This is a genomic window from Microcoleus sp. LAD1_D5 (genome assembly GCF_036702115.1).
GTDB lineage: Bacteria > Cyanobacteriota > Cyanobacteriia > Cyanobacteriales > Microcoleaceae > Microcoleus.
The window spans coordinates 1-21014 of sequence record NZ_JAUBSA010000062.1; the positions used below are offsets into that span (position 1 = coordinate 1).

Below are 21014 nucleotides of genomic sequence, written 5' to 3' on the forward strand. Positions count from 1 at the left end.
ATTTTAAACCATCCTAATCTTTCTTCAGTCTTGTCTTATGGTACTTTGGCTGCTTAAAAACTGTCCGGAGTATTGAAGAAAGAAAAAAACAAATAAAGAGAAGTTCACAAGTTATTATTGTAGGATTTGGGGGTAAGAGCAGCATGGCTACGTTCAGAAGTAATATGGGTTAGGTGCAACCCAGAGCACCCTAAATTCATCAATATTGGAGAATCAATGAAATTATACTGGAAAAATTCTCCCTTAAATAGCGTTAGGGAAGGGGCATGGAAATGGAAGATGAGCTTCAATAGTGGTATAAAAGTAATGATGGCGATGGAGCTCGCCGAAACCGCCCTTCGTTATTAATAATCTTCATAACGTTTAAAAGGCTGATGGCTCCTACTGTTCCGACTTGTGGCGGAAGGGTAGGATGGTGCGGATGCCTCGATCGATCTTTCCCCTACAAGTCACGTTCATCCATTCAGCTTCAAGGTGGCGTGATGTTAGAAAGTATTATCTGGATTTTATTAATGGGCTTTTTTGTCGGGCAGATTGCTCGACGGCTGAAAGCTCCAGCACTCGTAGGTATGGTGCTGGTGGGCATTTTATTAGGCCCGCAACTGGGGAATGTCATTAGCCCAGAGGTTTTGGGCGCAGCGAATTCCCTTCGCACCATTGCCGTGATGGTGATTTTGATGAAGGCGGGGTTAGGACTCGATCGCGAAAAGCTATCCCAACAGGGAACCGTGGCGCTGCGATTAGGCTTTCTGCCTGCGGCTTGCGAGGCCATCGCCATTGCTGTCGCTGCGATGTGGCTACTTCAGTTTGATTTTTTGACGGGGCTACTGCTAGGCTGCATCATTGGCGCGGAATCTCCAGCAGTGATTGTTCCCGGAATGCTGCGGTTAAAAAGTCTAGGTTGGGGAGTAAAAAAAGGAATTCCCGATGCGATTCTGACGGGAAGTGCCTTGTCAGATGTATTGCTGTTGCTCGTGTTTAGCCTACTGCTAGCGTTTCTGTCCCAAGAGAAAGCTACAGCCATTACCTTACTGGGAGGAATCACCCTCAGCCCTCTGCAATTGCTGCCATTTCAAATCTTCATCCAAATTACCTTGGGGGTGCTTTTGGGATGGGTGACTGCTCGAATTTTGGTGTCACTATTAGTCAAGCAAAACTGGACTCAAACTGCGGTTCAGGACTCCCTAGTCGCTGCTGGCTTTGCCCTAGGGCTGGTAGTATCAGCCGAACATATTCCGGTTTTCTCTGGCTATTTGGCTGTCATGGCGACGGGGTTTTTCCTGATTGAGTTGGATGCGCCTTTAGCACGAAGGCTGCGGGGTGGCTTTGACAGTTTGTGGACGATCGCCGAAATTATTTTGTTTGTACTGCTGGGAGCCAGTATTCAACTTAATGTATTGGGCAATACCATGCTGGTTGGTTTGCTGGTGTTGGCGATCGGGACTCTGATTGGGCGATCGCTCGGTTGGTATCTTTCCAGCTTGGGTAGTAATTGGACTGGGAAAGAACGGCTGTTTCTGCTAGCAGGAAATTCCGCTAAGGCAACGGTGCAGGCGGCAATTGGGGCAATTCCCCTAGCTCAGGGCATTGCTGGTGGCGAGACGATTTTGGCGATCGCAGCCCTCTCAATTTTAGTAACGGCTCCCTTGGGTGCTTGGGCAATTCCTACCTTTGCTCCCAAACTATTAGAAAAAGGCGAAGTTGACCCCACCAAAGTAGCTATTTCCGGTCGTCCAGTTTTTCTCGCCGCAGTAGACACTTCCCCATTAACAACAGATGTTTTAACTAAAACCGCAGACTTAGCTCGGCGCAGTGACGGGAATGTGATTGTTTTGTATGTGGATAATCTGGGAGATAAAAAGGCGATCGCCCAATTACAAGAACAAGCACAACGACTCTTATCAGATATTCGCTATGAGTTCCTGAGTCTTTCTGGTACAGTGCCAGAAGAGATTGTCCGCGTGGCGCAAGCTCGGCAAGTAACAGATATTGTGATCGGGAAACGAGGGCATCAACCTTGGGAAGAAGTGCTAGTAGGTTCGGTTTCTCAAGCCGTCTTAGAAACCAGTCCTATTCCTGTCATTCTAGTGGAATGTCGTCATAAGTAGAAGCAAGCAGCAAGAAGGATTTACTTAACTTACCTATTGTAGTTAGTCCAAATTTATAAAAAAGGAGCGTTTTGGATGAAACATCTTCATCAATTTGAGCAGTTTCTCGCATTGCCCCAACTCATATCAAATCCGTTAGCATCGCAATAGTAAATTCAAGTTCACTGTTCACGGCGTTGACTGTTCACTGTTCACGGCGTCAACAGTCAACCGTCAAAAGTCAACATCATTCCGGTGTAACCGGAAATGATATCACGTGGTTGCCTAAAATCCGCGATCGCGCTCTGTTTGATGCGTCTGGTTACGTTTCAGCGATCGAGCCATTGAAACTCTGTGAGCAAGATTTTCAGCAATTGAGTCAGCAAGTGTATGATGCTCAGGATTTATTTGAAACGCCGCTAGGAACTACTTCGTAATTGGGGATTTCTTGAGAGTGACCACCCCTCCAAACAATTGCTTTAAGTTGAACACTCCAAAACAATAATCAGATTGTAATCGGGGACTGCACATAAACTGTAGGGTCTTCCATCGTAAAGACAATCCCATGGATCGAGAGCGATTTGGAAATTTTAGCCCTTGCCAACTCTAGTAGACGTTTACGCACTTCAATCGCATTATCTTGAGAACCTAAAATTGCAAAACTAACCCTTAATCTTTTTCCTGTTCCATCAGCCTGAGAGATATTTGTGCTGTTAGTATCAATCCCTGAAAGGTAAGCGGTTTTTTCCATAATCACTTGTTGCACTAGGGCATATTCTCGTTCCCCTAAAACACTAGCAAAGTCCATATAAAATAACACCATGATTTTTTTGGCAAGAGTAACGTTTTCAATTTCTACACTTACAAGGATGGAATTGGGCATCACAATAATTGTGCCAGTGCCAAGGGAACGGATTTTGGTTGATCGCAAACCAATACTTTCTACTTTCCCTAATTCTCCACCTGGTAAGCGGATGTAGTCACCAGTAACAAAAGGACGATCAAGATATAAAACTAAAGTCGCAATCAGTTGTTCGAGAATTTTTTGAGCAGCAAAGGCGACGGCTAAACCCACCAACCCCAAACTTGCCACCAATCCAATCAAGTCAAAGTTGAGGCTGCTGGCAAAGGCAACTAAAGCTGCAATAAAAATCAAGATATGAATAATGGTCTCAAACACTAGAATGGCATCATCACTACTAGGGCTAAATTTGCCGCCCAACTTGAATCCGTAGGTACGCAGGTAGCGGCTACTTAGTTTTACTGATAACCAATATAAGCTGCCAATTAAGAATAGATTTATAATCGGCTTTAGGAGATTATAAACGACTGGTACTAATGGTTCTAATAAGCTCACAGACCCACTGAGACAAATACTGAGAACTGCAAATTCCAAAAGGCGATCGCTCGGTTGAACAATTTCTATATAAATAGTTTCTAGAGCGGGGGGAGCTAGTTTTTTAAGCGCTAATTTTACTAAATCTGTAGCGTAGTGGCTAAATACAAAAGAACCTCCTACTGCTCCAAAAAATAGTAGCCACTGGGGCTGAGAGAATGGGGAAATAAACTGATAGCGTATACTGCGTAAGATGGGAAACCAGTCGGAACTGACTATGGCGATCGCACCCCAGCTAAAAATAAAAAAAATCTTGCTGAAAATTCCCGTTTTAAACTTAAATATTCGGGTTGCTAGTCCCAAAAAAAGCCGCACTACGATCAGCGCTGCGATTACGCTCAAAATCCATAGACTTCTCTGCCAAAGATATTGGGGAGTGCGTTCTTTTTTAGCTTTGGCGATCGCGGTTTCTAGAATAGCCCGCCATTGATTAGCTTGTTGAGTTCGCGAAAACCCTGGCAGAACATCATTGGCTGTAACGGTGAGAAGGTAGTTATTATTTAAGGAAATAGAAGTAGCGCTGGTACTATCATCATTCCGCACATCAAAAGTTATGGGTTGATCAGTAGCGATCGCCTCCTTGAGAATATTATTAGCAAATTGGGTGCGCTCCTTTGCTGTAAATCGCTCCAAAGCTTGCAAATTAAAAAGGGGAATCCCATCAACAACCACCGGAGCACTGCCATTAACCAAACCCTGACTAAAATTTTGAGCAGGATTTTGAGCAAAACTCATGGGAGTAAACACCAACAAACAACCCACTAAAAATAAGCTAGTCAGTTTAATTGCTCGCCTAATTACTTGTTTAGATAGAAATTGGCGCATCCACATAAATCGTTGGTTGGTTAAGGATAAAAGAAATATCATGTTTTTGAAGTTGCTTGGTAATTTTTTGGGTGGCCAAATCCAGCAATTGTCGTCTTAGTTCCATCGATAACTCATTAGAACCCAGAATAAAAAAGGAAACTTGAGCCTGATTTTCACTAAAAGAAACCTCTGTACTACGCCAATCTAAACCAAAAATATCCATAGTACAGTCCATCACAATTTGGCGGATTAATGCTTGCTCATCGGCAGAAATTGATTTAAGAAACTCAAGTACCATTACAGACATGACTTTCTTTGCACCTGAAAAATTTTCAATGGTAGCTTGGGTAAGCGCATTATTCGGAATAATTGTGAGCGTGCCTTTACCAGAAGTGCGAATTTTGGTTGATCTTAAGCCGATACTTTCTACTCTACCAAAAGTACCTTGCTTACCCGTAGGCCCATCCGATAAGCCGATATAGTCACCCACAGTAAACGGACGATCGAGGGTTAAGACAATCCCCCCCAAAAATTGCTCTAAAGTCTTTTGAGCGGCAAAGGCAATGGCAATACCTCCAATCCCCAAACTGGCAACTATGCCGACAACGTTGATGTTATGGCTAATACAAAAAACTAAAATTAACGTTACAGCGATCGCAAAATCTCCAAAATACCGAATTAAGAAGATTGACTCGCCTTTAACTTTGGGGTTTGACTCAAAAGTTACTCCTAAAATTGTGGTGTTAAAAAATTCTCTAAATAGTCTTGACAGCATCCAGCCGCTAAGTATAGTGATGCCAACACTCAGGCAAAACTCGATTAAACTAAGCGATTTACTTTGATGGATTAGAAGTAACATAACTTCCATTGCTGAGAGAGTTAGTAACACCACAACTATGTTTTTTGAGGCCACCACTACACGAATATAAGTTTGGCTTAATAATTGTGGAGCGAACCAACTTAACGGTAAGTTTAAGATTGAAAATAGCGCAATTCCAGCTAATGCAGTCAGCACTCCTGCTACCAAAATAGAGCTTATTTGGCCTAAGCTATCGCCATTATTTAAAGCCAGTTCAGAGGCTTGATAAAGCGGATTAATTGTTTCTGTCATAGCAAAGTTTAATTATTCAAGTTTCGGGTTGGGCTCAAAGTCGGAATCTCGCGCCATGCTTGTAGCATTGGGTGCATTGTTAGCCCTTACACAAATACCCAAAAGGCAACAACCCAGCCAATGTAAAATGCGACTATCTTCCATTTTCTGCTTCCGCAATTACTTTGAGCGCAGTTGTTTTGATGAGGATTTTGGTGGGGAAGACAACTTTAAGCTGAATTTCTGACGGCGTTTCTGATTGCATAGAAATCATGATTTTTTTTCCAGGTTTCGGAATTTATATCCCCCCAGAGTCCCCATTAAAAAGGAAAATTAATTCTTCCCCCTTTTTAAAGCGGATCTTTTCTGCTTTTACGGCTTCGTCAATTGAGCCGATCGTGTAGAGGGATTTTTTGGGTGTATCCGAAAACTCCTCATTGAGGATGCGATCGCATCCTTCTAAGGTATCTTGTAATTATACTATTTTACCTGTCAAATCCGTAAACTGGGCCGTTGTAAAGAAAGGTTGTGTGAGAAAACTTTCTCAAGGACGCGATCGGAATACAACTTTACATCGCCTTGCGATAATTCTTCTCAACCCAACTTCGCGCTCATATCTTTTAGTTCCTCATAGGTGGCGATGGTTTTGCGAACTAATGTGCATTGAGACTCCTTGGTAATTTATACTGCAACTTGTGTATCATGCGATCGCGTACCCAAATCAACGCACGCAAACGAGCAGCAAAGTGCCTCTTATTGGGCGATCGCCAGCACTAGAGTAAATCTTGCTCTCGCCCTCGCTAACCGCCCAAAAAACCTGCTTAATGTTAATATAATTGGGCTTTCGGCTGTAGGTAATTTCTGCACCGTCATCCAATCCACCAGCAACGGAAGTAGAGATTTCCTGGCAAATTCCTAATACTAAAGTAACAGGTAAAAATAATAGACGGTTAAGGCTAGATCTCCTAAAAGCGGATTTTTGCTCATTTACAAAAGCCGAGCCTTGAATTGTAGAGTGATTCACAAAAAGTTATGGATTGATAAAAGAGCTGTTTATATCATTCTTTTCGTCTAAATTTACCTGCTTTAATCATTCTAAAGTGATAGATTATGGCTAACCTGATTTCATCGTTACCTTAATTACTCGCTCTCAAGAATTAGCTTTGCTTGCAAAAGTTCTTGACGCTTTTCTTCGCTGACACTGGGATACTCAAGGTTCAGTTCCTTCAACTTAGTGTAAATGATGCCAGCTACTACAAGACGAGTGAACCATTTGCGATCGGCTGGGATAATGTACCAAGGAGCATAGTCCGTACTGGTGTGATTAAACATATCTTCATAGACCGCCATGTACTCATCCCAAAAAGTACGATCTTTAGCATCATCAACAGAAAATTTCCAGTTTTTTTCAGGACGATTGATCCGTTCTAAAAAACGTTTTCGCTGCTCTTCCTTAGACACATTGAGAAAAAACTTGAGGATGATCGTCCCGTTATTGACTAATTGCTTCTCGAAGTTGTTAATTTCTTCAAAGCGCCGCTCCCAAATATTCTTGTCGATTAAACTAGGTGGAATTGGTCGCTGCTCTAGGATTTCTGGATGAACTCGTGTTACCAAGATTTCTTCATAATAAGAGCGATTGAAAATTCCAATCCGTCCTCGTTCTGGTAGGGCTTTGGAACAACGCCATAAATAGTCATGATTTAACTCTTCTGTCGAGGGCGCTTTGAAGCTATGCACTTGACATCCTTGGGGATTGATTCCCGACATTACGTGTTTAATCGTACTGTCTTTACCCGCCGCATCCATTGCTTGAAAAATGATTAGTACAGCATGGGTTTTTTGAGCATACAGAATATCTTGATATTCTGCTAAAGCTTTAATACCTTCCTTTAATTGACTTTTAGCTTTCGATTTCTTTAGATGATTGGCTTTGTAAGCTGGGTCATAGTCTTTTGTGAGAGAAATTACTCGCTCTGATGGCACAATAATTTGCTGCTTTGGTGGAACTATAAAAGGACGAATCAACTCGTCAAGATTTTGGAGCGGAAATGGATTTAATGATGTATCATTTTGGCTATGTTTATCGGTCATACTTTTAACTCTCCAAGGTCAAGGTAAATAGACTTGTTCTGACGGGCTTATATCAAATCAATCTGTTAGCATCGCAATTATTTATATCTCTATTCTCGACCTCTGCGTGAATCAGCGTCAATGCCTTGTCATCTGCAGCCCGAGAAATTCTCTTTTTAAAACCGTAGATACAGGCCGATAAACACAGATTAACGCAGATGAATTATATAAATTCCGGTTGCACCGTCCGTGATGGTTGACTGTTGACTCGATTTTACGCCCGACGACGCTACCGGATTTGATATTAATCATGCCAACGAACTGGACTTGACAACATTGCTTTAATTGGGTCGTGTTGCACACTTAATAACAACCGCAAACCCAAACCAGCTACAACGTATTCCAAGTTTATGAAGTAGAATACCTGCTTTAATTCTTCTCATGTGAGAGCTTACAAGATACCACTACTTGAAATCTTGGCCGTCTAACTCCTCCGCAATGGCTTCCTGGCTGCCACGTTCAATCATATCTGCATGACACCTTAGTGCGGTTTAGCCTAGTGTCCGGTGAGTAAAGAAAGCGATCGCCCAAACAAATCCTTTTTTAGGTAAAATGACAGCGATCGCCTATTTCCTCCAAATAGTTTCTCCAAGTTAATTTAGGCAGACCAAGATTCGCGAAAGTCAGCATAGAGGGTCAATCCACCATCAATATAGAGCGTTTGTCCCGTAATGTAAGCCGCTTCATCTGATACGAGAAAGGCAACAGATGCTGCCATTTCCTCCGATGTGCCTGCCCGTCCCATTGGGATATGGCTTTCCACTACTGCCTTTTGTTCTGGATCGTCCGTCCAGCTTTCATTAATCGGTGTAATCGTTGCACCGGGGGCAATAGCATTGACGCGGATGCCTCGGTTTGCGTATTCCAACGCTAGGGTTTTCGTTAAATTCCCCATACCACCTTTGCTGATGGAATAGCTGATATACATCGGGCGAGGAATGATTTCATGCACACTGGAAACATTGATAATCACCCCAGGGCGTTGCTCACTCAATAGGTGCTTAATGGTTTCCCGCGCACAGAGATATGCACCTCGCAAATTCACCGCTATCACGCGATCGAATTCATCCGTTGGCACTTCATGTGAGGCGCTTTCTGTTTGAATCCCAGCGTTATTAATCAGGATATCGAGATGACCGAACTGCTCCACAACCTGATTCACCATTTGCACGATGTCCTCTTCTTTAGAAACATCACCTTGAATCAGCAGGGTTTCAACCCCGCATTCTGCTGCTTGCCCACAGGCTTTTTGCATCGCCATTTCTTCAGTATCTTCTGCCTCTTCTAGGCTTTTGCGATAGTTAACGGCAATGTTGCAACCTTCTTGAGCGAGACGAATGGCGATCGCCTGCCCAATGCCTGAACTCGCTCCAGTAATTAGTGCGTTTTTTCCCTTTAAACCTTTCATAATTGCTCTCCCAGAGAATTAAAACAAAATATCTTAACCGAAACCTCAAGCCAACTAGCTTCAACATCAACCAGAAGGTTGTTCTGTCTTTTCCCCACGCATTTCATCAATATCCAGGAGGCCGATCACCACGCCCGCGATCGGGATTGACAGAAAAACTCCGACTAATCCAGCGACTCGCGCCCCCACTAATAGCGCAAAGAACATAATGACTGGATTTATATTAATGGAGTCTTGCATAATACGGGGCATGAGTAAGTTTTCTTCAACCTGCTGTAAGACAATGCAACCCACTAAAACTTTCAAACTCAGCAGAATTCCTTGAGGCAGAATAATCAGGCAGATGAGGCTAATCCCAATCGTGGCGCCAATACCGGGAATCAGGTCAAATGCGCCTGCGACTGCCGCCATGACCAGTGCATAGGGAATATCCAGCAAAATAAACACCAGAAAGGTAGAGATGCCGAAGAAGATTGATAACAGCAACCGACCCCAAAAGAAACCCATAAAATTCTTTTGGATTGCCCTGGTCAAATCATCCCGTAAGCCGGGTGGAAAGAGCCTGACGATCAGATTCCATAGTCGTCTACCATCTAGCAGCATAAAGAAGCCAACCACCGCAATCACAATCACATCTAGCAAGTTGAATAACACATTTTGCATTGTGGAAAAACCCCTGCCAATGATGCCGAGGGCTTGTTCGCGCAGTTGTGTCTCAAAGGTGCTGAAATCGACCGTAATATTGCGCTTTTGCAGAAACGATTGGAGTGTTTCCAACTGTGCGATCGCTGAGTCTAAAAATTGAGGAGCCTGTTCCAATAACTGCTGTGCTTGGGAAATGATAGCTAATCCTAGCGTTGCCATTAACCCACCTAGAATCAACAAGGCAAGTAAAAACACCAGCACTACCGCTACCCAACGAGGGATGAAACGAGATACAAATTTGACTGGGTAGTTCAGTACAAAGGCGAGAATGGCTGCAAAAATAAAAACAATCAGAACCGTTTCAAAATATGCCAACACCTGCACGATCGCCCAGCCAAGTGCAAAGAGTAGCAGGTAGCGAATGAGTTGAGCATTGTTCAGGTGTTCCCACATCCGATTGGTGTTAATTTTTGGATTGTCCATTACAGCCTGTCAACCTCTGCACCGTTCCTCCTCCGCAGTATTAACTGAAATAAACACCCATGTCCTCTACCTAAAGATAAGAATTGTAGAGCCTGTAGGGGGAGTTTTTCTCAGAGACAGTTCTCCGGGCCCAAAGAGCGATGGTCATGACACAAGGACATCCGCAAAAAAGGCTTTCTGCTGATTGTATGGTGGGAGAAGCTAGCGATGGGAAAGGGGTTCGCGCCCAAGCGTGAGCATCAACCGTTGTAGCAACAGAATCTGTCACGGCTGCCGATCGCCAGCCCGCATTAAAGACAGTGTTTGCAACAACCAGAGGGTATGACATCAGTAGCGAAAAACGGCGGCGATTGCCTTGTCTTGAGGAACATTTCCCGGCTCTACGGCGTAAACATTACCACCATTGGTCAGGGTATGCAGTGCTGCTAAATCCAGCAAATCTTCGTCCCCTGCCTGATGTTGAGCGTGAATCTGAACCGAATTCGCCTCCGGATCGAACACCCCCCAAACTTGCTCACCCACGGGAACAAACAACGATTCAACGCGCTGGAAATAGGCAGCAGGCACAACCTGTTCGATCGTGCTAGCAGTTTTTTCGGTGGCTTGTAGTTCCTGGTAGCGGGCGATCGTTGCTTCTTTTGCTTGCTCAAAATAAGGCTGTACAATCTGCCACGCCGGAGTATGCAGTTCCTCCGGTTTCAACATTTCTGGATTGCCTGTGATGCCTTCGGGCAGTACGTGAGCGTAGGTGTTTGCCTGCTGATAAATTGGCAAGAGATAATCAACCCCTGCCAAAATTAGCGGCGCTTGCTCGTTTTTTAAGAAGGATTCTAGCCCCTTGCTAACTTGGCGGAAGTAACGCAGCAGTCGATCTTTTTGGTCATCGTTACCGCCTCCCTGTCCATGAAATATGGCAGAACCATCGCCACCACTGCGGCCTTGTGAGCTGGCCGTATGAAACTGCAGGCTTTTTTCTGGATCGTCATACTGCAATGCTTCTGCGATGCTGGTGGGTACATCAGTCAACTCAACCTCATTGACGCGATAACGAGTTCCCTGAAACAATCGAACTTGATTTTGGCTTAGTGCCAGAATATAAAACTGCCCATCTCCCGACAAAAGTTGCAGCAATGGTTTGAGATGAAAGCGCTCGGTGACTACGGTTAATTCTGGGAATGCGATCGGCAAGCAGTAGTAGCGGAACTGATTGGGAGATAGCAGAATTGCTAGTCCATCGCTTTGATGCTGCCAGAATTCATAGGTATCTAGCTCGTGAACCGGTTGCAGCAACTCTTTGGCATCCTGTTCACTCATTCCCATCGCCAGCAATTGTTCTTCGGCTTGCCGCAGCCGATTCTTGAACCGAATTGGATTTTGTTGGGTTTCGGCTCCTAAACGCTCCATTGGCGTGTAGATCGAAATACAGGTTGAGTTTGATTGTGCGGCTAAAGTTGTTAATTCATCCATGGCTAATAAATTCATTGTGTACCTCTGTTCAATTTTTCTTTCAAGCTTTTATCAGCGGTAGGACAGGCTGAATGTCATTTCTGGGACATTTGCTGTTTTCTGATTTGTCCTGAGAAATTTCGGAGAGAAACCTCCCTGACGCTCAGAATTGGCCTCAGAGATGTGGTCAAGGTTCGTCACTTAGCGAGCGCGCAACTTTCCGAGAGTAGCGTCTAGCAACTTTTTCATTTTCTCGGCAGCACCGCTGATGGACTGCTCCAATATTTAGCCCTGATCGCTGACTGCGATTGGCTGATGGTTAGCGAGACGGACTTCGATCAAACAGCGTTTATCATTAGCACCAAACTTCTCGTTGCTGTTCTCATCGCTAAGGTGGACTTCCACCCGTGTAATATGCTGACTGAAGCGATCTAAGGTGTCTTTGATTATGGCTTCGACGTGTTGAGCCAGCGCCTAGTTGCCTTCGATGTTGGTATTCGATGTTGGTATTGGATGTTGGTATCAGTGTTGATCTCAACTTTCATGTGTCTATCCTCTTCTAATAGCTGTCTTATGGGAGTGGTACGATTAGCGCCATTTTTCCTGCCTACAGCATCCTGCCGCTCGGTTTAATCAACCCTAGCTCCACAAATCGCTCTATCACTATCATCGAGGTTTCCGTCACCGAAGTAGCCTACTAAAAGGTAGATAGTTACAGGCTTAACCTATAGCAAGCGATCGCCCAATTAAAATCAGCCTTTCAGCATAGGTTTGTCCAAATTTTTCGATTCTCACTGTCTGCATTCCCATCATGGTGCTTGCACCACTGCCTACGAGTTACGAATTACGAGTTATGAATTACGAATTGAATTACCAATTACGAGTTTCCTTTTGTGGTCTTTTGGATGCTTCCAATACTTCCGCAAAATTCTTTATTAGTAGGTTGGGTTTCGTCCCTCAACCCAACCTACAGAATAAAAAAATATATAGCGCTTATCAAAAAAGTGAGGGATGCAGACGAGCGATTAGCAATTACCAATTACCCACTCTACCTCATTTTACTGAGAAGTGCTATATACCTTATGGATTTGATTTATGCTTATCTAATTATTGAAGTGCCCGCAATTATACCAACAAGCCCAATCAGACCTAATGCTCTACGAAAGTAATTAACGCCTTGAAATAATTCTTGCCAAGCCCAAGTAAACAAAGAGCCAAAGGCTACTAGCTGCAACCCTAAATTAATTTGACCTGTTGTAATAATGAGCGTTAATAAAGTAGCTACAATTCCGACACTCAGTGGTAGATTGGGCATCTGAGCTATAACAATTTTGCCTTCGCTGTCCCGGAAGGTGCGATCGATAAATGTGTTTTCCATGAGTTTCTCGTGTCAATGTAATAAATAGAACCCGGTTAACATTCAATACTGGGGGCCTTTTTGGGAACGATACTACAAGCTTTAGAGGGAAAGGATCATAAAAAACTCGAATTAAATGCAAGTCAGGAGTGGAGATGACATTGATTTAATTATCCACAGTGGCTCAAAGTCCTAGAAAATTAGCCATTGGGTCATAAAAAAACTGTCAACATTATTGAACAGTTAAATGTGAAATTTATCCTAGATCAAGTTTTTTTTGATTCCCTATCCTGAATCTATTCAGCTTGTTTTAGCCATCCTTTTAAAGGTTTTTTATTTGAATTGCTAGACGGTAGTTTTATGGTAAAAGTCAAAATTTTAAATATCATCTATCGGTTGGAATAGTTTAGAGTAAAAGGTTATCTATAATTGGACAGACATCATCGTTTCTCTAGTATCGCATCGAGATTGATCGACCTCATGCTCACATCAAAGGTCAGCAATTCACAGGTCTAAACCTTTTGGTGAAGCAGGCTTGAACCTCTGTTGGCAGTGCAGTAATTTCTGTTTCCACAGCTTGAATTGATTGTGTAGCCACTATTTCTGCTCGATCGCTCTCAGCATCCTGACTCACAAAAAATGTAGCCAGCGTTGCTGTCAAATAACCGCATACGGCGATCGCACACAACGACAGTAAAAAACCAAGCACCCGCCCGGACGCTGTTTTCGCAAAGTAATCAGAGCTGATCGTACTCATCAACATTGCCGTCCACCACAGGGCAGTCCCATAGTCATTAATCCCCCCATTACCATTAGGAAGTTCGTGCTAAAACGCCTAACTTCCAGCTACTCCAATTCGGGTGACAACCCTAGAATGACGTACAGCAGACTTTTACTAAATTGCTCAATCTTGCGAGTAAGTGGTGTTTCCAGCCCAGTGCTTTCATCCATCAGTTGCGAAATTCGCCCAGTTTCAGTTTGGTTGGCGATGGCTACCACAATTCCTTTTGCCTGCCCAAATGTCACCAAGCTTCCGGCATAGGCCATGTTGCTGCGATCGGCTAAAACCGTTTCAGCGGCTAGGGGTTCGGTTGCTTTCTGGACGGGAACCGATTCCCCTGTCAATGCAGATTCACTCACCTGCAAGTCACGCACATTAACTAACCGCACGTCAGCAGGCACTTTGTCACCGGATGCCAGTAATAGCAGATCGCCAGGAACCAGTTCGCGGGAGTTGAGCCGAACCTTTTGCCCATCTCGAATCATGGTGGCTTCAGTGGTGACAGATTTGGCTAGGGCGGCGATCGCATTTTCGGCTTTCGATTCTTGGATAAAGCCAATCACGGCGTTAATCAACATCACGCCCAGAATCACCCCGGCATCCACCCAGTCCTTTAGTAGCAGGGTGACGATGCCAGCAACTAACAAAATATAAATCAAGGGTTGGTTGAATTCCATCAGGAAACGGATGATGGGGCTTTTCCCTGCTTTCCCTTTGATTTCATTGAAACCATAAAGTTTCTGACGTTCAGACACCTCTGCTTCTGACAATCCCGCTTCTAAATCTGTCCTCAGATATTTCTGAGCATCGGCAACAGATTGCTTATGCCATTGCTGTTCAGTGAGATTGTCAATAGTAGAAGATGTCATGCTCAGATGCTTAAATAAATTTAACCGCCTTACATTAACCTCGGTTAGGGATAATTTAAAAGTGTCTTTGGGAGGGTTTTTCAGGCGAAACCTCTCTCAGATTTAGATTATGTCTGCTGAAGCACTCCATCGCTCGGTAAACTCCCAAAAGTAGAAACAATCGCACTACGATCGGGATGAATACGCTTAAAGGCGATCGCCTGCCAGGAATTTCCGTTGTGATCTCGCAGGTTTTTCCGGGATGGATAGAGCCTTTGCGTTGGATATTCTTCGATTTTCGTCACAGTAGCAAACTCCGCGTCCTAAACCTACAAACAGCGGGTCTAAATCGATCGCAGCCGCTCTGGTTGCCGGCAGTGTCAAGCTAAATCCAACTACGCCCAGAAAGCCGTAATTCTTAATTGTACCTCATAGCATCGGAAAGTGCTGTTAATCGAGCGCATTGATACTGTTGCTTAATCAGTTCAAGAGTCCGATTATCTTGATTCTAATTTTTGCTCCGGTGCTAGAGATTTTCCTTCAATAGGCGGCAGATGCCATATTTTGGGACACTCAGGCGGATTTATACAAAGCTTGTTTGTGCAACGCACAGTTGCGCTTTGCCAATGGCTTTGTCGCTGAATCTGTTTATGGGAAAGGAGAGATTTTTGGGCAGTAGGAAAACATTTTTACCATCTAAAGAGAAGAAAAAACGCTGGTTTTTACTACTGAATCCGGTCAGTTAATGCAGGGAGAAAATCGGCGCACTATCAAAGTAGGAACGCGGCGCGGCTTGTTGGCTAAAGCCACCGATATGGTGTGTAAATATTTGTCAAACTGTAGACTATTTTACGTAATTAGTGCCTATAATTTGTAATTTTTGAAATTTGCAGATAGTGCGATGCGAGCGAAAATTGGCCAAATGTAGCGATAACGAGTAAGCCCTGAAAGTAACAGGTTACCTCTATAATTTATTTTTGAGGTAGCTTGATTGTGTTTTTTAGTTTATTCTGGGTTTAGTAACTATATATTATTAACCCGGATTGAGGGATTGTTATTTTTTGCTGGAGTTTTTTTTAGATGTCCGATCTATTTACCCACGGTTACGCGCTGTTGATTGGTGTTGGTAATACTGCTGACGCAGGCTATTCGCTTCCAGAAACAGTCACGGATGCTCAAGCGCTCAAAGATGTGCTGACTGACGCAAATTTTTGTGCATATCCCAATACCCCCGATCGTGTCCGGTTGTTAAAGGACGAGGGTGCGAATCACAGTGCCATTTTGGAGGATCTGGACTGGTTAAAAGGATGTGCAGATGCAGACCCAGAGGCCACGATCGTCATTTACTATTCTGGGCATGGTGGGTTTCACGAGGCCAGTAATGCTTACTACTTAGTCCAACATGATTTTAATGAGCAAGCCATTCTACAAACAGCCCTTTTAGCGGAAACATTGAAGGAGAAGTTACGCAATATCAAGGCTAAACGTCTCTGGGTAATCATTGATAGTTGTTATGCGGAGGGGATGGCTAGTGCTAAGAACGATCGGCCAGCAGACTTTTTGCGTACAGAGTTCTCGAAAGGGGTGAATGATGCCCTGAAGCAGGGGGAAGGTCGGGCAGTGTTCACCTCATCACGAGGACATCAATCTTCTTACGTGCGTCCAGATGGCCTCAGTCTCTATACGTATCATCTGATTGAGGCGCTGAAGGGAGCGGTAAATCAACCGGGCGATCGCCTCGTCACAATTTTCAACGTCATGACTCACTTGGGAAAAACGGTTCCAGAGAGTGCCCGTAACCTCTGTCACCGAGAACAAACCCCGTTTTGTAATGCAGCGACGGAGGATTTCCCAGTGGCACTGTTGCGCGGTGGCAAGGGACTACCCAGCCAAAGCCAGAGTCCAGAGTTGCCTAGGGTGATGACAACTCAAGAGGTGATGACCCCTGCCTTGGCGATGGCGAAGCGATCGCTGGCTATTCTAGAAGAAAAGGCTGCTGGCTATGAAAGGCTGCAAATGCCTGGTCATCTGCGGATTGACCTAGAGGAAAAACGGCGAGAGGTGGCAGAATTGGAAGCAAGATTGAGAGATGGGAAAGTCAATGGATGATTGCGCTGCTTTGGAACAAACACTGGCTATTGCCCAAACGGTGCTTGCAGACTTAGAGAAAAAGGCAGCGGGCTACACCAGCCTGACAATTCCGTCACATCTAAATATCGAACTGAAGGACAAACGCCAAGAAGTTGATAACCTGAAGGCACGATTAGAAGCGGCACAATTAGCCAAGAAAAAGACTCAGCAGTCAGCTCAGTCCGAGATGAATCGTCAATCTGCGATGCGATCGCGAGTGCCAGATAGCCATTACATTGAACGAAATGAGGCGAAAAGGCTGTTAGAACGCTTTGACTTAGCACTCAACGAATCTGAGGGACAACCCTTGCTATTCAATATTTGCGGAACTGGCGGAGTTGGTAAAACAACGTTACTGGGGCGGTTAAAGGATGCTCATGCAGGCAAAGTTGATTTTCTGGAGATTTGTTTTGCGAAAACGCCTGATATCGAAACTCCCCTAAAATTGATGCGAAAGGTACATGAGCAGGCTGTTGAGCGTTTTGGAGGTGAAACGAGCGCTGATTCATTCAAACAAAAGGAGGAGCAGTTTGAGTTAACTCTATACAAGTTGAGTCATCAGTCAATTGATGGTGAAACAACTAGCAGCGAAGAAGCAAAGAAGATTACAAGCTGGTTTCAACGCTTCATCTGGCTAAACCTAATAGGTTTGACATCCACCTCAAGTAAGCCAACATCTTTTAATTTTCCAGGGGTAGGTTTTTCTGCATTAGCGGCGAGCCCAGAGGATGCAGACAGCTTGCAAGAATCGATCCAGCAGCGAGTGCGGAATCACCCTGCGACCAAAGACCAGCCTGAGCTACAGGCTCTTATGTTACAGCCAGTTTCCAAACTGACGCAGGCATTTGCTGAAAGTCTGATGCAATTTGCCCAAAGCAGAGGACGATCGCTCGTGCTGATTTTGGATACCTATGAAAAAGCACAGTCTTACCTGAATCAATGGCTATGGCAGTATTTGGTCGAAGATACTGCGTTGTCTTCTGCACCAGTAAGGCTCGTGGTTGTAGGGCGGCGATCGCTGCAAGCAGATGAGGGTTGGCGCAAGCTCAACCAGGATCGGAAGTTGCTCCTTGAGGTGCCACTTAAGAAGTTTAGCAGGAAGGATACAGAGGAATATCTCAAGCAAATTGGCATTGAAAATGGCGGTATATGCGCCAAAATCTACAAAGCAACACAGGGATTACCCTATTATCTAGATTGGGTACGGAAGCAACGAGAGCAAGGTGAAGAACCTGATTTTTCCAAAGGAAACCAAGCGATCGCTGAATTACTTTTGCAGGGGATAGATCCCCGGCCTCGGAAAGTTTTGTATGTGGTAGCTTGTTGTCGATGGTTCGATCGGGCGATGATTTGGTATTTGCTTGGAAGCGTTGACTTAGACTTACAACAAGATGCCGATAATGCAGAGGGTTACTTTGAATGGTTGAAAGACTTAGATTTTGTTGAGTTTACCAAAGGGCACTACCGCTTAGATGATGTGGCGCGGGATGTCTTTCGGCAGTTTTATTTTCAGGAGGATCAAACTCAGTTTCGCAAAACTCATGCTTTACTAGCCAATTACTTCCAAAAACAAGCGGATGAACTTGTTACTCCTGAAATGTTTTTACCCGATCAGTATCAGGATGAGGAGTGGCGAGAACTGATAGCAGAGTGTCTCTATTACAATCTTTTTGGCAACGGGAAGGAAGGACTCCAAAAATATATTGAACAGGTCTTTACCGCAATTTATCTGCAAGTACCAGATGTATTTATGGCTCCCTTTGCTTTCATTTGTGCAGAGATAAGTGAAGAGAACCTGAATCTGCTTCCCAAAGCGACAGACAAATTTTTTAAAGATTCGGGAAGAGCTCTCAGCTTTGGCTGGAATTTTATATATACACCGCCAACAAAATACAAGATTAAATTTGAAGGTGAGAATCCTCCTTCAGAACAAGCAATTGAGGAATTTGCCAAACAAATTAAGGTATCTATTCAATCCCTGTTGGGATCTGTTGGCGATCTCAAGGATAGTCTAGGCAAGTGTGCAGGACTGATCTATAAGTCTTTACGTTGCAATACATTCAGAGAAAGCACAGATTTACTGTTGCAAGCGAAAATCCAGTGTGAAAAATTAACTCACTGCCATCCGAATCTGAAGCATACTCTTTTTTCAATTATTGGTGACTTACTGGTAAGTGCAGAACGTTACAAGGATGCACTGGATTGCTATCAGAAAGGACTGGAGTTAGACCAAGGTAATGCATCCACTTTTTTTGGGCATGGTGTTGCTCTAGACCATCTAGAGCGATATGAGGAAGCGCTGGAAAGTTGTCAAAAAGCAATTGACCTCGCTCCTGAATATGTTAATGCTTGGGTAAATCGAGGGAAGGCTCTCCTTCATCTAAAGCGATATGAGGAAGCGCTGGAAAGTGTGCTAAAAGCGCTAGACCTCGCTCCTAAATCTGTTGATGCTTGGGTACATCGAGGGGCTGCACTACGCACTCTAGAGAGATATGAGGAAGCGCTGGAAAGTTTCCAAAAAGCGCTAGACCTCGATACTGAATCTGTTGATGCTTGGGTAAATCGAGGGAATACACTCTTTAATCTAGAGAGATATGAGGAAGCGCTGGAAAGTTATCAAAAAGCGCTATACCTCGCTCCTGAATCTGTTGATGCTTGGGTAAATCGAGGAGCTGTACTACTTAATCTAGAGAGATATGAGGAAGCGCTCGAAAGTTTGCAAAAAGCGCTATACCTCGCTCCTAAATCTGTTGATGCTTTGCTAAATCGAGGGAAGACACTCAATAATCTAGAGAGATATGAGGAAGCGCTCGAAAGTTTCCAAAAAGCGCTAGACCTCGATACTAAATCTGTTGATGCTTGGGTAAATCAAGGGGCTTCACTCTATAATCTAGAGCGATATGAGGAAGCGCTCGAAAGTTATAAAAAAGCCCTAGACCTTGATCCTAAATCTGTTAAAAATTGGGTAAATCGAGGGGCTGCTCTCCTTCATCTAGAGCGATATGAGGAAGTCCTTACTACTTGCGAGCGAGTTTTTAAGATTGATTCTAAGAATCATCAAGCACTGAACACTCAAGCACTAGCATTAAGTCTTCTCAATAATTTTGAACAAGCTATTACAGCCATTGATGAAGCAATTAACTTAGAGCCTAAAGAAGTATTACACAGGGCTAATCGTGGCATTATTTTGGCTAGGGCTGGTCGATACACCGAAGCCCTTGCTGATTGTGAACAAGCGATTAAGCAAGATCCTAAGCATGAGAGTGGCTATTACGGTAAAGCCTGCTGCTACGCACTACAAGGTGATATTGGACAGGCTATCGATAATCTACAGAAAGCGATTGATATTGCACCTCGTCGAAGCCGAAACGAAGCAAAACACAACCCAGATTTTGACAGTATCCGAGATGATGAACGATTTCGAGCTTTGATGTAATTAGCCTCATTTTAATTTCATTGTGTAATTTTTATATATCGAGGTTGACTTTTTACGCGATCGATCCAAGTTTGAATAGCTGGAAATTTGGTTAAATCAAATCCACCTTCGTCAGCAACGTGAGTGTAAGCAAATAAACCGATGTCAGCAATTGTATAGCGATCGCCCGCAAAAAACTCATTTTCTGCTAAATGCTGTTCCATCACCCCCAAAGCAGCATAACCCGGTGCTTGTTTTTGTTGGAGTGCTTCCTGATATTCTTGTGCTTTCCCTGTCAAATACCAAAAACGAGAAGTAGCAATAAAAGGTTCGTGGCTGTACTGTTCAAAAAACAACCACTGCATAACTTGAGCGCGTTCAAATTTATCCGTGGGGAAAAACTCAGTTTCTTCGCTCAAGTAAAACATAATTGCATTCGATTCAAACAGAAATTTACCCGGTGCGATTTCTAACACCGGAATGCGGCCATTGGGATTTTTGACCAAAAATTCAGGTGTACGGCTTTTTCCTTGGAGAATATCAATTTCTGTGCGATCGAAGGGAATATTAAGTTGAGTTAAAAGCAAGCGAACTTTATAACAATTCCCAGAAAGCGAATATTCGTAAAGTTTAAACATAAGTATTTTGTTTAATATGCCCTAGAGAACATAGAGGACGCAGACTTAAGAAAGAGAGAGAGAGAGAGACAGACAGACAGATAGAATTTCACGAATTATAATTCGTAGCATGATCGGCGGTTAATGTCAGCATTGCTAGGTTCAGAAGTAATATGTGTAATACCAAATCCTGGGTAGCTACAACTCATAAATATTAGCCCGGGCAGGCGGACTTTGGTTGACAGGAAAACCGTTGATTTACGCTTCAATGGAGACTCTCCAAAATCGCCTATGGGGAACTTTTTATAATATTGTTGCCGCCTGTGTAGGTTGAGAGCCTCAATAGGTAATTTTTGGGACTTATTTGACAA

16 protein-coding genes and 1 riboswitch are annotated in these 21014 nt (G+C 43.8%); of the genes, 4 read left to right on the top strand and 12 right to left on the bottom strand.

Going from position 1 to position 21014, the window contains the following annotated elements; genetic code table 11:
* The first annotated feature begins 302 nt into the window (after positions 1 to 302).
* A riboswitch (Fluoride riboswitch) is annotated at positions 303 to 391 on the top strand.
* 91 nt (positions 392 to 482) lie between these two features.
* Together QUA70_RS21745 and QUA70_RS21750 are read left to right on the top strand one after the other, a co-directional pair.
* The gene (locus QUA70_RS21745; RefSeq protein WP_333349817.1) at positions 483 to 2108 is read left to right on the top strand and encodes a cation:proton antiporter; all 1626 of its coding nucleotides are present in this window, start codon (positions 483 to 485) and stop codon (positions 2106 to 2108) included.
* A gap of 176 nt (positions 2109 to 2284) precedes the next feature.
* On the top strand, positions 2285 to 2524 hold the full coding sequence (locus tag QUA70_RS21750; RefSeq protein WP_333410673.1) for a hypothetical protein: 240 nt from the start codon (positions 2285 to 2287) through the stop codon (positions 2522 to 2524).
* A gap of 68 nt (positions 2525 to 2592) precedes the next feature.
* Here the strand turns inward: QUA70_RS21750 and QUA70_RS21755 are convergent, their stop codons facing one another.
* From QUA70_RS21755 to QUA70_RS21805, 11 genes are all read right to left on the bottom strand, one after another.
* On the bottom strand, positions 2593 to 4314 hold the full coding sequence (locus QUA70_RS21755; protein WP_333334901.1) for a mechanosensitive ion channel domain-containing protein: 1722 nt from the start codon (positions 4312 to 4314) through the stop codon (positions 2593 to 2595).
* Positions 4289 to 5401 (bottom strand): mechanosensitive ion channel domain-containing protein, encoded by a 1113-nt coding sequence (locus tag QUA70_RS21760; protein ID WP_333349813.1) that lies wholly within the window; start codon positions 5399 to 5401, stop codon positions 4289 to 4291. The genes QUA70_RS21755 and QUA70_RS21760 overlap by 26 nt, the downstream gene beginning before the upstream one ends.
* Positions 5402 to 6101: 700 nt before the next feature.
* Entirely contained in the window at positions 6102 to 6404 is a 303-nt protein-coding gene (locus tag QUA70_RS21765) for a hypothetical protein (RefSeq protein ID WP_333349811.1), read from the bottom strand.
* Between the two features lie 116 nt (positions 6405 to 6520).
* Entirely contained in the window at positions 6521 to 7474 is a 954-nt protein-coding gene (locus tag QUA70_RS21770; protein ID WP_333349809.1) for a polyphosphate kinase 2 family protein, read from the bottom strand.
* Between the two features lie 637 nt (positions 7475 to 8111).
* On the bottom strand, positions 8112 to 8921 hold the full coding sequence (locus tag QUA70_RS21775) for a glucose 1-dehydrogenase (RefSeq protein ID WP_333334912.1): 810 nt from the start codon (positions 8919 to 8921) through the stop codon (positions 8112 to 8114).
* Positions 8922 to 8987: 66 nt separating this feature from the next.
* Positions 8988 to 10049: an AI-2E family transporter gene (locus QUA70_RS21780; RefSeq protein WP_333349807.1), complete on the bottom strand. Its 1062-nt coding sequence runs from the start codon at positions 10047 to 10049 to the stop codon at positions 8988 to 8990.
* Positions 10050 to 10376: 327 nt separating this feature from the next.
* A complete protein-coding gene (locus QUA70_RS21785) occupies positions 10377 to 11531 on the bottom strand; it encodes a baeRF7 domain-containing protein (protein ID WP_333349805.1) in 1155 nt (384 codons plus the stop codon).
* A gap of 1063 nt (positions 11532 to 12594) precedes the next feature.
* Entirely contained in the window at positions 12595 to 12873 is a 279-nt protein-coding gene (locus tag QUA70_RS21790; protein ID WP_333349804.1) for a hypothetical protein, read from the bottom strand.
* Positions 12874 to 13348: 475 nt separating this feature from the next.
* The gene (locus QUA70_RS21795) at positions 13349 to 13651 is read right to left on the bottom strand and encodes a hypothetical protein (RefSeq protein ID WP_333334929.1); all 303 of its coding nucleotides are present in this window, start codon (positions 13649 to 13651) and stop codon (positions 13349 to 13351) included.
* Between the two features lie 47 nt (positions 13652 to 13698).
* A complete protein-coding gene (locus tag QUA70_RS21800; RefSeq protein ID WP_333349802.1) occupies positions 13699 to 14502 on the bottom strand; it encodes an HAD-IC family P-type ATPase in 804 nt (267 codons plus the stop codon).
* A gap of 107 nt (positions 14503 to 14609) precedes the next feature.
* Complete coding sequence (locus QUA70_RS21805) at positions 14610 to 14786, bottom strand: DUF3122 domain-containing protein (protein WP_333349800.1); 177 nt, start codon at positions 14784 to 14786, stop codon at positions 14610 to 14612.
* Between the two features lie 775 nt (positions 14787 to 15561).
* Here QUA70_RS21805 and QUA70_RS21810 point away from each other — a divergent pair.
* Positions 15562 to 16590: a caspase family protein gene (locus QUA70_RS21810; protein ID WP_333349798.1), complete on the top strand. Its 1029-nt coding sequence runs from the start codon at positions 15562 to 15564 to the stop codon at positions 16588 to 16590.
* Complete coding sequence (locus QUA70_RS21815) at positions 16583 to 20047, top strand: tetratricopeptide repeat protein (RefSeq protein WP_333349796.1); 3465 nt, start codon at positions 16583 to 16585, stop codon at positions 20045 to 20047. The genes QUA70_RS21810 and QUA70_RS21815 overlap by 8 nt, the downstream gene beginning before the upstream one ends.
* Before the next feature lie 17 nt (positions 20048 to 20064).
* On the opposite strand, the gene QUA70_RS21820 is transcribed toward QUA70_RS21815, so the two are convergent.
* Complete coding sequence (locus QUA70_RS21820) at positions 20065 to 20664, bottom strand: glutathione S-transferase family protein (RefSeq protein WP_333349795.1); 600 nt, start codon at positions 20662 to 20664, stop codon at positions 20065 to 20067.
* Positions 20665 to 21014: the final 350 nt, after the last annotated feature.

What these genes read in the sequence shown, in the direction of transcription:
- QUA70_RS21780 (WP_333349807.1), bottom strand. Translation starts at nt 10,049, where the DNA reads ATGGACAATCCAAAAATTAACACCAATCGGATGTGGGAACACCTGAAC.
- QUA70_RS21770 (WP_333349809.1), bottom strand. Translation starts at nt 7,474, where the DNA reads ATGACCGATAAACATAGCCAAAATGATACATCATTAAATCCATTTCCG.
- QUA70_RS21810 (WP_333349798.1), top strand. Translation starts at nt 15,562, where the DNA reads ATGTCCGATCTATTTACCCACGGTTACGCGCTGTTGATTGGTGTTGGT.
- QUA70_RS21775 (WP_333334912.1), bottom strand. Translation starts at nt 8,921, where the DNA reads ATGAAAGGTTTAAAGGGAAAAAACGCACTAATTACTGGAGCGAGTTCA.
- QUA70_RS21815 (WP_333349796.1), top strand. Translation starts at nt 16,583, where the DNA reads ATGGATGATTGCGCTGCTTTGGAACAAACACTGGCTATTGCCCAAACG.
- QUA70_RS21745 (WP_333349817.1), top strand. Translation starts at nt 483, where the DNA reads ATGTTAGAAAGTATTATCTGGATTTTATTAATGGGCTTTTTTGTCGGG.
- QUA70_RS21800 (WP_333349802.1), bottom strand. Translation starts at nt 14,502, where the DNA reads ATGACATCTTCTACTATTGACAATCTCACTGAACAGCAATGGCATAAG.
- QUA70_RS21760 (WP_333349813.1), bottom strand. Translation starts at nt 5,401, where the DNA reads ATGACAGAAACAATTAATCCGCTTTATCAAGCCTCTGAACTGGCTTTA.
- QUA70_RS21820 (WP_333349795.1), bottom strand. Translation starts at nt 20,664, where the DNA reads ATGTTTAAACTTTACGAATATTCGCTTTCTGGGAATTGTTATAAAGTT.
- QUA70_RS21755 (WP_333334901.1), bottom strand. Translation starts at nt 4,314, where the DNA reads ATGTGGATGCGCCAATTTCTATCTAAACAAGTAATTAGGCGAGCAATT.
- QUA70_RS21785 (WP_333349805.1), bottom strand. Translation starts at nt 11,531, where the DNA reads ATGAATTTATTAGCCATGGATGAATTAACAACTTTAGCCGCACAATCA.
- QUA70_RS21790 (WP_333349804.1), bottom strand. Translation starts at nt 12,873, where the DNA reads ATGGAAAACACATTTATCGATCGCACCTTCCGGGACAGCGAAGGCAAA.